This is a genomic window from Pseudomonas sp. H2_D02 (assembly GCF_054677635.1).
This window is the reverse complement of the sequence record NZ_CP162816.1, coordinates 5431559-5444316: the sequence shown is the minus strand read 5'-3', so window position 1 is coordinate 5444316 and position 12758 is coordinate 5431559. Positions and strand designations below refer to the sequence as shown.

At 44.7% G+C, this 12758-nt stretch carries 14 protein-coding genes; 9 read left to right on the top strand and 5 right to left on the bottom strand.

What is annotated here, in order from left to right; genetic code table 11:
- Positions 1-73: 73 nt before the first annotated feature.
- Together AB4N42_RS24970 and AB4N42_RS24965 are read left to right on the top strand one after the other, a co-directional pair.
- Entirely contained in the window at positions 74-1399 is a 1326-nt protein-coding gene (locus tag AB4N42_RS24970) for a serine/threonine-protein kinase (RefSeq protein ID WP_460115486.1), read from the top strand.
- Positions 1400-1402: 3 nt separating this feature from the next.
- Complete coding sequence (locus AB4N42_RS24965) at positions 1403-2122, top strand: PP2C family protein-serine/threonine phosphatase (protein WP_460115485.1); 720 nt, start codon at positions 1403-1405, stop codon at positions 2120-2122.
- A gap of 202 nt (positions 2123-2324) precedes the next feature.
- On the opposite strand, the gene AB4N42_RS24960 is transcribed toward AB4N42_RS24965, so the two are convergent.
- Positions 2325-2789, bottom strand: a complete 465-nt coding sequence (locus AB4N42_RS24960; RefSeq protein ID WP_460115484.1) for a hypothetical protein — start codon at positions 2787-2789, stop codon at positions 2325-2327.
- A gap of 82 nt (positions 2790-2871) precedes the next feature.
- Entirely contained in the window at positions 2872-3693 is an 822-nt protein-coding gene (locus tag AB4N42_RS24955) for a hypothetical protein (RefSeq protein ID WP_460115483.1), read from the bottom strand.
- A gap of 265 nt (positions 3694-3958) precedes the next feature.
- Here AB4N42_RS24955 and AB4N42_RS24950 point away from each other — a divergent pair, with 265 nt between their 5' ends.
- The 3 genes from AB4N42_RS24950 to AB4N42_RS24940 all read left to right on the top strand — a co-directional run bounded on the left by AB4N42_RS24950 (position 3959) and on the right by AB4N42_RS24940 (position 6583).
- Positions 3959-4177, top strand: coding sequence for a helix-turn-helix domain-containing protein (locus tag AB4N42_RS24950; protein ID WP_267268750.1), 219 nt, complete (start codon positions 3959-3961; stop codon positions 4175-4177).
- Between the two features lie 255 nt (positions 4178-4432).
- The gene (locus AB4N42_RS24945; RefSeq protein ID WP_460115482.1) at positions 4433-5368 is read left to right on the top strand and encodes a hypothetical protein; all 936 of its coding nucleotides are present in this window, start codon (positions 4433-4435) and stop codon (positions 5366-5368) included.
- Positions 5369-5461: 93 nt separating this feature from the next.
- Positions 5462-6583, top strand: coding sequence for a DNA cytosine methyltransferase (locus AB4N42_RS24940; RefSeq protein ID WP_460115481.1), 1122 nt, complete (start codon positions 5462-5464; stop codon positions 6581-6583).
- On the opposite strand, the gene AB4N42_RS24935 is transcribed toward AB4N42_RS24940, so the two are convergent.
- Complete coding sequence (locus AB4N42_RS24935; RefSeq protein WP_460115480.1) at positions 6538-7737, bottom strand: PP_RS20740 family protein; 1200 nt, start codon at positions 7735-7737, stop codon at positions 6538-6540. The two genes, AB4N42_RS24940 and AB4N42_RS24935, sit on opposite strands and share 46 nt — an antisense overlap.
- On the bottom strand, positions 7730-9712 hold the full coding sequence (locus AB4N42_RS24930; protein ID WP_460115479.1) for an ATP-binding protein: 1983 nt from the start codon (positions 9710-9712) through the stop codon (positions 7730-7732). The genes AB4N42_RS24935 and AB4N42_RS24930 overlap by 8 nt, the downstream gene beginning before the upstream one ends.
- Positions 9713-10042: 330 nt before the next feature.
- On the opposite strand from AB4N42_RS24930, the gene AB4N42_RS24925 reads away from it, so the two are divergent.
- The 4 genes from AB4N42_RS24925 to AB4N42_RS24910 all read left to right on the top strand — a co-directional run bounded on the left by AB4N42_RS24925 (position 10043) and on the right by AB4N42_RS24910 (position 12208).
- Positions 10043-10258 (top strand): hypothetical protein, encoded by a 216-nt coding sequence (locus AB4N42_RS24925; protein ID WP_460115478.1) that lies wholly within the window; start codon positions 10043-10045, stop codon positions 10256-10258.
- Between the two features lie 137 nt (positions 10259-10395).
- Positions 10396-11055 carry a recombinase family protein gene (locus AB4N42_RS24920; RefSeq protein WP_460115477.1) on the top strand — a complete coding sequence of 220 codons (660 nt, stop codon included), beginning with the start codon at positions 10396-10398 and terminating at the stop codon, positions 11053-11055.
- 105 nt (positions 11056-11160) lie between these two features.
- Positions 11161-11721, top strand: coding sequence for a hypothetical protein (locus tag AB4N42_RS24915; RefSeq protein WP_460115476.1), 561 nt, complete (start codon positions 11161-11163; stop codon positions 11719-11721).
- Positions 11722-11800: 79 nt separating this feature from the next.
- The gene (locus AB4N42_RS24910) at positions 11801-12208 is read left to right on the top strand and encodes a hypothetical protein (RefSeq protein ID WP_460115475.1); all 408 of its coding nucleotides are present in this window, start codon (positions 11801-11803) and stop codon (positions 12206-12208) included.
- A 270-nt stretch (positions 12209-12478) separates the two neighbouring features.
- On the opposite strand, the gene AB4N42_RS24905 is transcribed toward AB4N42_RS24910, so the two are convergent.
- Entirely contained in the window at positions 12479-12679 is a 201-nt protein-coding gene (locus AB4N42_RS24905) for a helix-turn-helix domain-containing protein (RefSeq protein WP_460115474.1), read from the bottom strand.
- Between the last annotated feature and the right edge of the window lie 79 nt (positions 12680-12758).

The following is a 12758-nucleotide window of genomic DNA, read 5'->3' as shown; positions in this document are numbered from 1 at the left end:
ACTTCCTCATGGTCGATGAAAAGTCCTCCTCAGGCAGGTATATTGTGCAAACTACTCTGGGGGGGAGCCCAAAATGTTGAATTTTGAGAGTCGCATAGGAAGCGGTGGGTTTGGTAACGTCGACCTCGTTAGGGACCTAAACGGGAACGCCTTTGCTAGGAAAACCTTCAGCAATAATCAACCTGCCAGTTTTCCTGATGAACTAGTTCCTAATATTAGGAGTCGCTTCATTCGGGAGGCTAGCGTCCAAGCTAATCTACAACATCGTAACATCATGCCAGTGCTGCGCTCTCAGTTGGCAGATAACCCTCCTTGGTTTTTGATGCCGGTGGCCGCTTCCACCCTTGACAAAGATCTACGCTTAGATCAAACGTTGGGCGGTAATCCGATAGCCGTTATGATGGATATACTTGCTGGGCTAGAGTATTTGCACAGCGTGGGAATTACGCATAGGGATCTGAAACCACAAAACGTACTGAAGCTTAATTTCAACGATGGTGCTGCTTATGTGATTAGTGATTTCGGTCTCATATCCTTGAGAGATACTCAGTTGTCTGTACTTACACAGACTGGGATGAGGATGGGGTCGGATTACTACACGGCGCCAGAAATAGTTGCTGACTTGCGTCGTGCATCTCCGATGTCAGACATATATTCGGCTGGCTGTATACTTCACGACCTTTTTGGTGTCGATGATCGGATTCCGTGCTCTGAAATTCAAGAAATCGGTCCCTACGCAGATATTATGCGTTGCTGTACTAGACGAGAGCCCAATCGACGCTTTCAAAGTGTAGCTGCTTTGAGGGATGCCATTCTCTCTGTAGGGCAAGCGCCAGTAGTGGTTGCTCAAGCACAAGTCGCCGCATTGATAGACCTTTTGAAGAATAACTCCCCTTTGACTCAGCAGACGTGGAGAACTATTGTCGAGAAGGTCGAAGATGAATCTTCTTCAAGTGATATGCGTGCGCTACTTTCCACTATTTCAATAGATCGTATTGATGAATTAATTCTGCTTAGCCCAGATCTTGCTAGTCGGCTTGGCGTTGAGTATGCAAAGTGGGTCAAGGATAGTTACTTTGACTTCAATGAGTGTGACGGTATCGCAAATCGTCTGTCACGTTTTTTCACTACGGAAAATATCGACTGCCAAGTTGAAGTTCTTTTGGCATATCTCGAAATGGGAACGAGCCACAATCGTTGGTATGTTGAACAAAAGTTTCACAACGTATGTAAACCAACACTTGATGCTCGCATTGCTAATCGTCTCGCTTTAGAACTACGTGTGCTTGGTCATAAGGCGTGCCGAATGATAGCTCACATGGAAAACTCCATTGGAGTGGAAAGAGCGTCTTTGCATCCGAGCATTGTATCTACGCTAACACAAATCTGCCCGGTGTAATTTATGATGGTATTTTCCCAGACAGATAAGGGGCCCAGGGAACAAAATCAGGACTTTTTCCTGGTTGAAAATGTTTCTGACAGCCTCTATCTTGTTGTCGCAGATGGTGTGGGTGGCAATAAGGGAGGGCAAACTGCATCACGAAAAGCCTGTGAAAATTTCATGGCCGCAGTAAAGAATGGTTCTTCGCCGAAAGATGCCATAATTAGTACGCATGACGTGATACTTGATCTAGCTTCGAAAGATCCAGACTTGACCGGGATGGCAACGACGCTTACTTGTTTGGTACTCTGTGGAAATAAAGCCTACGGAGTGCATAGTGGTGATAGCAGAGTTTACCTTCTCAGGAAAAACGGAGTGCAACAAATCACCCAAGATCACTCGGAAGTTGCAAGGCTTCTTCTATCGGGTAAACTTACTAAGTCGGAGGCAAGTACGTATCCCCGACGGAATGTGCTCTATAGTGCGGTCGGAACCATGGCCAAATTTGTTTTTCAGGAGTTTGAGCTGGAAGTGGCTAATGGTGATCGCCTCTTAGTTATGACAGATGGGGTTTATTCTGTGATCCCCAAAAAATACTTCAGAGACTTGTCTTTGTCATATTCTAGTCTCCAAGAATATTGTGACGCTATCATAAAATGCGTTATCGAGGGGCACACTAAGGACAACTACACCCTTGTCGGAGTGGAGGTGTCTGGTGCAAAGGATGAGGCGTCAGTTTAAAGAGTTTTGGTGATAAGCAGAACTGGTTCATAAGTGTATATAAATGGCACTATTGATCGCGTACAGAGCATGCTTCGGTGAAACTAATATTAATGCTCTAGAAAGGCCCTGCTCTGGAAATTTCAGGCGGGGCCTTTTACGTTATCGTTGGTTAGCTAACACGTAGTCGATTGGAATTTTCTATATCGGGGTCGCCGACTACTCACAATGCATCTTGCTCGCTTTCGGGTTCACCTTCCCCGGTGCCGTCCTCTTGAGTGCGTACCCAATGGCCGGAAAAGGTTCCCGAAACGCCGCAATACTCACTTGGAGCGGAAGACGTAATTACTGCTGCTGACTCTCCGATTACAACTTCAAAAGTCTCGCCAGTAGCTTTTTTATTGTTATCTACAACTCGCATTGAGGTGGATAGCTTTCCATTTGACTGGATTCTAGCTACGGTATTTTCCATAGCCCAAACATCACATTCGTGATGAGTGCTAGTATCTACAGTTTGAATATGAACAGCGATAGGCTGCAAGGGGCTGCCATGCGTTAATTCGTTCGCAACAAGCATTTTTCCAGCATATCCGCCTTCTTGGAATGAGAAGTAAGTAAACTGCTGAGAAGATGCAAAAGTGGAAACGCTTGAAACTGCTACAACAGTGAGACACCTTAATATGTACATAGACACTCCATTTTTTGAAAAGAGCCACAAAAGGCCTTGTTCTGGATTCCTCAGATGAGACCTTTAGCTTTGGTTCTGATTGTTAGAGTATTTTGAATAACAACTTATGGCTTAGATCAAAAAATCTTGGGTCGATGGCTATGACTCTGGAATCAAGCTCGCCCATCTGTTGTCCTTTAGCCATAAAATAGGTACCCTCCATTTTTACTCTTTTACCATTCAGGGCTTTCAATACCTCTAACTCCTTCCCATCAACACCAGAAACTTGTACTAGTCCAATTCCGTATTGTTCACCCGTGCGACCTTCTGATTCAAAATACAGCCAGTCTTTCCAAGGGCCAGTACCCAGCTTTATGTATCCGATGAACCGGCCATCTTCTCGCTTGTATTTCTCAAGGCCCTGTATCGCATACCCAGGAGTTGCATCGATTACATAATCACTATTGGTTATTGGAACGTCTATCGCAACATCCTTTGCATACGATATTGTTCTTTCAGAAACAGCGTCGGCCTTAATAAATGCATTTGCAGTGCCTGCGCTCTTGAGGGCAATGGCATATTGTGTAAGGTTTAATTTTTGCATGAATAAAACATTCGGGTTGCCGCCAGTGCCACCAGATATGCCTCCTGTTTTGAAGAACTCGTACAAAGTTGCGTCTAAGCTATAACCAGCCTTGGCGAAGGCTTTATTCATATATTTTGCATACACATATGACTGTTCTGGAGTCGGGAATGCGGATTTTGCAACTCTGGACATATCGTATTTGAAGTCATCTTCATAGCGGTCCCTGAATTCGTTTAATACCTCCTGAGCCGCCGAAATAGTCAGTGGTGCAGCCGGCAAAGCAGCATTAGCTAATGAACATAGCAGTGTGAAACAGAGAATGGCAAAACCCCTGAGCATATCCAGATTCCTTTCAGTATTAAAATTTAATGTTTATGTAGCAGCGAAGTGGCACGTAAAGCAATTAGGTGTAGATCTAACTGCCTCGACTGCCTGACACCAACGGTTCTGGCGAAAAAATCCACTTTTGCAAGCAGAGAGCCTGGGCACCTGGTTACGACTGAAAAGACCTGGGTGCATGGTTTCGTCAGAATATTGCTCATAAAATAACCAATGTCACGATTAGTGTGTTCACGATTAGATCACATAAGCCCACGATGTGGGAATGCCTTCTTCCTCTCTACGCCATCGCTTCGGTCATCGAGTACGTGAGCTTCGTCTTGCCACCGGCATGACTCAAGAAGCTTTCGCGGACAAGTGCGGGTTCGCACGGACCTATATGTCTAGGATTGAAACTGGCGGTGCGAACCCGAGCCTGGATGCGATAAAGGTGCTCGCTGACGCTCTCAAAGTAGATCTTTCAGAGCTGTTTTCGGAAATTTGATAGTCGCATATCCGAAACGTAATATGAGCGATGTCTATTAATTAGTTGCTATGGACCATAGCCGACTCGATGTAGTCAGGATATGGGGACGGCTTCCTTAAAACTGTAAATAATGACTACACCTATAGAGTGCTAGTCATGATTAAGTATTGCCGTTACTGCGATATAGTGATCCCTAATAAGTCTGGGCAATGGTCAAGCCAGATTTACTGCACCGCGAGATGCAGGAAATACGACCATAGAAAGAATAAGTCCTTGCTTACACGCGTGGAGAGAAAGCGAGCCAATCTACTCCAGAATGATGAGATGTTATATCTAATAAAGCAGTGTAAGAGAGCTAAAACAGTTGAGATTTTGAAAGGGCATACACTGGACTCATTTATAGAAACGATAGACTTGGTTAAGAATCGGCCTGCCGGTGATGTTATGCTTTGCCATATTGTTCCTGTAAAAGGGGAGGGAGTGACGGGTTTGTTTCACTGCCGCAACCTGTTTTATGGCGGTTCCTATCAAAATAGAAAGCTTAGCCAAAAATATTTCTCAGGTGGATTGTCTATAAGTAATAATAAGCTTTTACAAAAGTGGAAAGTGACAAGTGGCATGAAAAATAACGAAGTGCTTCTCATGATCGAAGAGTACTTAAAGGATGTGATATCAGAATATATTCTAGTTCGTCCGGTTAGAAAGTCTAAAAAAGTTAAAGTTGTTGAAAAAATAATCAGCTTGGACGAGTCTGTCAGATTTGATGAATTGATCACCTACAGTTACTCCTCTTTGCAAAAGCAGTGGGCGGCGATTAGCAGGTCAAATAATTATGCGATTGGTCCGGCAATAGAGTCTAAGTATCTTGCATATATGGATGGCTTGACTCGATTTATTTCATATGGTGGTGAAAGAGCTGTAATGCTTAAGCGCTTGAGGAGAATAATGGTAGTAGGATACATGTCTCTCGAGCGTGTAAAGCGGAGCCAGACTTATAATAAATATTTCTATGTTAAGTATGAGCCTCTCATAAATAAAAAATATGGTCAGGCGATGCTGAGGGACGCTGATGACTGGGCAGTGCTCAAAGATATTATATATAACTGCGCATTTAATGTGCTGCAAGGAGATGTAGTAGATATTAAGCGATTTAGGAAGCTGGTAATGTCCTTTCTAGTGTTTCCAGAGAAGGCATATTCCATTTGGTAGTTATTTTTGAGAGGCGTTGGTACTAGTTGTAATGCTCGTGCGATATAGCGCGATGTCGAAAGTGGTGGAAGAGAAAACTATAATCGAGTAAGATTGCGTCATTTGGCAGCTCCTGCGGAAGATGCCTCACTGGTCGAGAATTTTATGCTACTAAGTTTGTTTTGCGGTGCCGGCGGTCTCGACCTGGGTTTTGAAAGGGCTGGATTTGATATTGGCCTCGCTTTTGACATACGTAAGGACAGCATTGCTTCCTATAATCATAATCGTGTTGGTCCTCACAAAAATGGTCACTGTTTGGATGTAAGAGACCTAACGTTAGATAAGCTAGATCAGTTGCATGGGGGGCAATTCAATCCTATAGGTATAATTGGCGGGCCGCCATGTCAAAGTTTTAGTCGTGCAAATAAAAACCCAAAAGATAACGACCCGCGACATGACTTGCCTTTCGTGTATGCTGACATTATTAAAAGTTTAAATGATAGGTCGCCTATTCATTTTTTCGCTTTTGAGAATGTTCCAGGGTTGAACGAGGGGGAGCATAAAGAGCACTTTGAAAGTATAAAGGCATATCTGAAAGATATTGGATTTAATGTCCGAGAAACTATCGTAAATGCAACGGACTTTGGTGTTCCACAAAGTCGTGAGCGCCTACTTATGGTTGGGATTAATACTGATCTTTATCCAGATGTTGTTTGGAAGCAACCTCAAAAAGTAGATTGTGATCCAATAACACTCACAGTGGGTCATGCTATTGGTGATTTGCCTGCTCCGACTTTTTACAAGCGAAATCTGGTCAAGTCCGAAATTGCATATCATCCCAACCATTGGTGTATGCAGCCGAAGTCTAAAAAATTCACGACGCCTGGCGCTCTTTCACCAGGTAAGCGTGCAAATCGAAGTTTCAAAACACTTGAGCTACATAAGCCAAGTATCACTGTTGCGTATGGTAACAGAGAAGTCCATATTCACCCGAATTGTCTACGTCGACTCAGTGTACTTGAAGCAATGAGGCTTCAGGGATTTCCTGATGAGTACGAGTTGCTTGGAACGCTCTCATCCCAGATTACGCAGGTTAGTGAGGCCGTACCCCCGCCGATGGCAAGGGCTCTAGCAGAATCAATACAGTTGACACTGCTAGAGGAGCCTCCTATCGATTTAGTAGCGGGTTTTCATGCAGGCACGGCAGTTTCTACTGCTAATGAGATTATGTCTTGAGCGTAATTAGCTGATCTCAGCAATGCATGTGTCTCCAAGGTTAAGTCCTCAAGTAACTGAGGCTCCGTTGCCATTTTATTATCAATATCGCACAGTAATAGGGTTTTCCGAACTGCGGTCAGTCCGGAATCTATTTCTACCTCTCGCGTGCTTCGAACAGGATTGGGATCTGCTGGTTTTCTGAGTATTGGTGAACATTTATATACTAATGAAAGCATATCCTTTGAACCTTGTTCTACCGAGTATATATGACTTCCCTGCATCGAAAGCTCGATTACAGGATACGCTGTGCATAAATGTCCTATAAGCCACTTAGTAAACCCTAAGCAAAAGAACTTTACAAAAGCGTCTGTAGATAGCTTTTTGGGTTCGTTAAGCGCGTCTTCATAAGCGATGCCTTCTTGCTGGCAGAGCTGAGAGAACTCTGCGCTGAACTGTTCAGAGTCTTTTATATTCGAGTTGATCGCCTTGAGGAAGTCCGCAACTCTGCTGTCAGGGGTATTTAGCGGCTCTATTTTTGTTGTTATAAACAAAAGCCAGGATCCAGTGCCTCCCGCAGATTGAAAGCTGATTAGTTTAATTAGGGCATCTAGAATGCTTGGAGCTCCGGCCTTTGTCTGCGTAATATTTTGGCAAAGATCGAAATTGATAGCATGGTATGGGCCATGACTTTCTACTGCTCTCATGGCTGTAGATTTTTCTCCGGCAGCGATATCTTCCAAACGATACCATAGAGTGTCTGAATTTCTATCTATCCAGTCGTAACTTCGCATCTGGTTTTGAGCAAGAATGATCTCGGCCTCGTCCTTGGAGCCTCTTGGACTGAAACCTACATATTTCAACTTAAAACCTGCTTTTACAGTTACATCCTCTAGATGTCTAATATCCAGCATGTCTGGACCCGCTAGAGTTAGATATCTAAATATACGTGATGAGTCGGCTGGAATGTGGAGTGATCGCATTAACGAGCGTATGTGATGACTCCAGCTACGTCTTACAAGCTGCTTTCTTGGCTTATGCCAAGGCCTTAGTTGTTTGACAACTGCAACTGTGCGGTTCTCAATCGCAGGAGTTGGAGGAGGGACGATTGCTTCAACAAAGTCATCGTCTAAATTGTCGTCCACTTGAACATCTTTGACTTCTAATTTAGTCATTGTTCAACTCCGGCGACAGCGCGTTAACAATATCCATAAACAGATCTTGTTGCCGACTGTATGCTATGTCGTCGAGAAGACTATAAGCTGATAATACTACCATCACGGCCTTTGCTTGTTCGATAGTAGTCAGGGGCGCTTGTGTGGACGGCTTTGATAGGACAGCTAGCCGTTCTTTATCTAAACTAAAAGTCAGCTCTGCATCTTGATAGGCTATTTTATTTTGATCAATTAAGTCAGCGGTATTAGAAGACGGAAGGATAACAACGTCCGGTCTATTAGTTAGCGAGTCGCCCTTTCTTTCCCATACGCTGTTCAAATGGCTTTCGACAGCAGTCAGGGCGGTAGCGCGTACGCTGGTTTTTTCCTCGTCTCTAGACTTTTTGCCTACATCCTTAAGTTTGTTGGTGACTTGTCTTAACGCGGCGTGGACCCACTTTGTGAGATATTGATAATGCGGGTGGCTTACGTTAAAGGATTCACGGTCGATATTTAACGCAGGATCTAGGCCTCGCATAATGAATATTTCAGCGGTAATCTGAGATAGGCGATTTAGCTCGGAAATTTGATACTCCATAAAGCGATCATCATAGAGTACACCACTTGCGTTATTTATCCGAACCAATACACCTCTGTTCTGTTTTGGAACTATAAGGGAGTTCCAATAAAAATAAGCTTCAAACTCTAGTCCGCCGCCACCTCTGTCCGCAGGGATCGTACCGAGAGAGGTTTTTACTTTACCAACAAACATCATTGGATTCGTTGCTCGAACTTTTTTTCTGTTGCCGAGCAAAGTCTCGGGCAGAATTACGGGGCGCTTTAGTTCTATTCCGTCGATTACAACTGTAAAACCTCCGCATGGGTCTTCAGCATTCGACTCAAGATCCATAGCTTCTGTTAAGGTTTGATTTTTGTCTAAGATTAGAGGGATAGCCTGGCTTTTTGCCCTGTTTTGGATTTTATAAAAATCAATTTTCTTTTCTGAGGAGAACAGCAGAGGATTGCTATCAATATATTTTAAAGGTGCAGCTAGGCTTAATAGCCAAATCATGCCTAGATAAGTGTCTAGGTATTCGTCAATATCTGGGTTTTTCGTTGTAGTGCCTGTGCCCGCTACAACTTGGTCATACAGTTTTTTAAATTTTACTAGGTCTTCATCGATGTCGTCCCAAGGCATTTGCGGTGGGATGGTAAATTCATCATCTTCTTTTCTGACGTAGCCAATATGGAACTGAGGCGGTGATCTTTCAGTTTTTTTATCTATTGGGTCAGTAGCGTCTCTTGTTTCTAAGTAGTTTTCCCAGAAGTCAGCAGACTTTAAGTTGTTTCTTGTTTGATCACGTATCTCTAGAAGTACAATCTCGGTTCCATGGCTTTCTGGATCTGACGCAGGCTCTACAGAAAAAACTACGTCTCCGGTGATAAATTCTCCGTCGTCTTCTGGAGCATTGCGAAGATTTTCTTCGGTCCAAGTCTTCATCCAAACTTCGGCTATCAGTCGATGCGTTTGGTTCTTCTTTTTTGTAATTACCCTGAAGTGTGTAGTGAGATGAGTTACAGCAAACATGCCGATACCGATTTTACCTATGAGCTTTCGTCCCATTGGGGTTAAATCAGGGTTATCGCTATGCACTGTTCCTAGCTCAATACCTTTGTGAGTACGCTTTGAACTGCCGCCGATATGCTTAAATAGGTTGGCTAATGACTTTTCGTCCATGCCTCGACCGTTATCTCTAACTGAAATATATTCGAAGCGGGGGGCATCAGTATCAATAACTACTTCTGTTGCGTCGGCGTCATATGCGTTGAAAATCAGTTCGCGTAGTGCTGCCGAAGGTCGTCTATATATCCCATCAGTTATCCTGGCTAGAACTCGGTCATCTACAGTTAACTGTGATGGCAGGTCTCCACCATGTTCCTTTAGGCTGCTAATCTGCTCCGCTAATACTAACGCGTCGTCAATTTTTTCAACCATCACAACATCCTTTTTTTTCGTGATCGTGCAAGCGTCGTATAATTTTAAGCGAGCTAAGCTCGATAGTGAGTTAGGGTATAATTTGCACAACACTAATTCTATCTGACTGTTCCAGCAAGAAAATTCTGTGGAGGCTGAACCTTCGGCTAACCGGGCCTTTCAAAAGGCAACGTGCGTCTTCCATACCACCCACGAAGGAAGCCGCCTTGTTGATTGCAGGCACCGGTTTTCGAGGGGATATTTGGGGCGTGGCCAGGATGAGAGCCGTCTATCAAAGGCGTGGGTTCATTCGATCCTGGCATCCATCACTCTGTCCAAGGATGAAAACGCATGCCGAACGATACAGATGCCAACATCGCCACAGCTGACGTACTAACTTTGCTGCTGCACAACCAGCACGCGCTAGCCGCAGCGATCGAGGAGATTGCCTTGTGGGCACGGTCGACTGGTTCTCCTGAAACGATGAACAATGCCGTCGCGGCTTTGGGAGTTCTCGATATTAATGCCTCTGCCATCACCGCTGGCATTCTCAGTCTGCGGCAATAGCCTTCTATCAAAGAGGTCTACCGCTACGAGAATGGTAGGGGCAGAAAGGGTGACTATCACATAGGTATTGATGTATATTCAAATGATAGATTATCATTGGGCTATACGTTTATATGTCTTAATGAGAGTTTTCTTCTATGGTCTTTGCACACCTCTATCTCCGAGCGTCAACACAAGACCAGGATGCGAACCGGGCCCGCGCTGCTTTGCTGGCTTTTGCAGCCAGCCGAAATTATGAGGTGGCAGGGATCTATGCCGACAATTTCTCCGGCACCAAATTGCAACGGCCTGAACTCCACAGGCTGCTGACCAGTGCAGAGTCTGGACAAGTTTTGTGTGTTGAATCGGTGGATCGTCTTTCTCGGCTCAGCCAAGTGGATTGGGAAACCCTCAAAGGAACGATCAATTCAAAAGGTTTGAGGCTGGTAGTGGCTGACTTACCCACTAGTTGGGAACATCTGGACAGTCCTCCCAGCGGGCGCAGTGACATTGCGGGTTCTGTCATGCACGTGATCAATAACATGCTCATTGATCTGATGGCGACGATGGCCCGCCTTGATCAAGAAAAGCGTGTCGAGCGAATCAGGCAGGGCATCGCCAACAAGAGGGCGGCTGATCCTTCCTGGAAGGCTGTAGGGAAACGAAAGAACACCGAGAAATGGCAACGGGTAGAAAAGCTTCTCAAAGGTCAAACTGCCTCGAACATGACCATCAAAGAGATTGCCCAAGCTGCAAATGTCGGCGAAGCCACAGTTTACAGAATCAAAAAAGAGCTTGGCGCCATCATGCTGTCGTAAGGGCGGCATGTGCTTAACCTCGCTTCTCCTTCCCCATAGATCTTTGGTTGCGGGATTGGGTGTACCATCGCCTTCTCAGCGCGTGCTAACAGGGGTATGGCAAGGATGAATAAAGCTACAGCGTCTTTTCTATGGATTTTTTTCTGCGCTGCGTCTCAAGCTCAAGAATTTGACTTCAATGGTGCTATGTTAGGAATGAAGCTCACTGAGTTTCAGGCCCTTCCTGTAATCAATGGAAAACTGACTCCTGACGGCAAGGCAGGTTGGTGTGACCAGGGAGCGGGAAAACTGGTTTGTCATCGGGTTGGTGATGATCCATTCGGGCAAATCTACGGTCCTGCATTGGGCAACTATCATTTTGACAAAGACAAGAATGGCGAGCTTCGTCTTTACATGATTATGCTCATGGCTGACCGTAGAAATTATACTATTGCCGAGGCAGGTCTCACCCAAAAATGGGGAGCTGGTAAATCGGTCGTTTCAATGGCAACAAACGGGCTAGGACAAGAAATCAAGGCTACCACTCTGAGTTGGAACAAGCCGGATTCCTCCATCACGCTTGAGGCTCCGTGTGGGAACGTCAAGTACCTTTGCCTGACGTACATACATAAATCCCTTTCTAAAGAAGTGGCGGGTTCTGTACCGCCTTCAGGTTCTGGTTTCTAGGAATCAATCCAAAACTCATGCAGCGGGCTTTCTATATTTTCTGATTTCTTCTAGAAAGCTCTTCTTATAAAGGTGATTGATGAGCAAAATATCTATCGGCAAACGAAATGAATTTTTAGTCTGGGCAAAACTAATTGAGGCTGGGTTGGACGTATATCCTTCGTTGGTTGACGACAAAGGCATCGATGGCATTGTCGGTTCAAATGGTAGGTATTTCGAAATTCAGGTAAAAAGCGGAGCGAATTGGGTCAACCAACGTGGGTTTAAAAAAGAGGTGTTAGAGGAAAATCCCACACGAATTTATCTCGTGTATAACTATACAGCTAGCCAATTCAGATACTTCACAGCACAACAAATACTTGAAGAGGTTTTTTGGGCTCATTCTATTTCATGGAAAATGTCTCAAATTAACCTTAACAAAACCATGCTGGAAAAATATAAAGCTCATGACTGGGATGGGTTTATATCCTATCTAAAAGCAGCTTGAGTTTGGGTGGCCAGCAAATATTACCTAACCTCATTCTTCTGCTAGCCTCCCAGTTACTCATGCCAAAGGCGATTCTAATCTTAGAATCGCCTTTCACGTCTCCGTCATGATCCTGCCTCTAATCAGACGAACCTTCAGTAATCTTAATGGTTACCAACTCAACTCTGTGAACTCCGAGGCGACGAAGGGCTTCCAAATCCGCTAAAAGAACCGTTCCTGGCAGCACCAGTATGCCAAGCACGTTTCCAGCGAGATCTACTATGCGAAGACTCACCGGCTGTTTTCCTGAGCTTGTCGCTTGACGAAGGCTTCTAGGGTTTTCACTCTTACCAACCTTCGTCTCCCTAATTTGAATGTCTGAATCTCCCCGTTTTTAATCATTTCAAAGAACATGGATCTGGCAACGCCAATCAAGCGTGCGGCATCTTCTACCCCGACAGAGATAGGCGCTAAGGAGTTGGTTTGGTTCATAAAGGGGGCCTCTGCTGCTTCATGACGCAGCGACTGCTGTGTCTGTGGCGCCACAATAAATGTGGTGCCACATTCATGT

Coding starts and splice junctions, on each gene's coding strand:
- AB4N42_RS24970 (WP_460115486.1), top strand. CDS start 74: ATGTTGAATTTTGAGAGTCGCATAGGAAGCGGTGGGTTTGGTAACGTC.
- AB4N42_RS24965 (WP_460115485.1), top strand. CDS start 1,403: ATGATGGTATTTTCCCAGACAGATAAGGGGCCCAGGGAACAAAATCAG.
- AB4N42_RS24960 (WP_460115484.1), bottom strand. CDS start 2,789: ATGTACATATTAAGGTGTCTCACTGTTGTAGCAGTTTCAAGCGTTTCC.
- AB4N42_RS24955 (WP_460115483.1), bottom strand. CDS start 3,693: ATGCTCAGGGGTTTTGCCATTCTCTGTTTCACACTGCTATGTTCATTA.
- AB4N42_RS24950 (WP_267268750.1), top strand. CDS start 3,959: ATGCCTTCTTCCTCTCTACGCCATCGCTTCGGTCATCGAGTACGTGAG.
- AB4N42_RS24935 (WP_460115480.1), bottom strand. CDS start 7,737: ATGACTAAATTAGAAGTCAAAGATGTTCAAGTGGACGACAATTTAGAC.
- AB4N42_RS24930 (WP_460115479.1), bottom strand. CDS start 9,712: ATGGTTGAAAAAATTGACGACGCGTTAGTATTAGCGGAGCAGATTAGC.
- AB4N42_RS24925 (WP_460115478.1), top strand. CDS start 10,043: ATGCCGAACGATACAGATGCCAACATCGCCACAGCTGACGTACTAACT.
- AB4N42_RS24920 (WP_460115477.1), top strand. CDS start 10,396: ATGGTCTTTGCACACCTCTATCTCCGAGCGTCAACACAAGACCAGGAT.
- AB4N42_RS24915 (WP_460115476.1), top strand. CDS start 11,161: ATGAATAAAGCTACAGCGTCTTTTCTATGGATTTTTTTCTGCGCTGCG.
- AB4N42_RS24910 (WP_460115475.1), top strand. CDS start 11,801: ATGAGCAAAATATCTATCGGCAAACGAAATGAATTTTTAGTCTGGGCA.
- AB4N42_RS24905 (WP_460115474.1), bottom strand. CDS start 12,679: ATGAACCAAACCAACTCCTTAGCGCCTATCTCTGTCGGGGTAGAAGAT.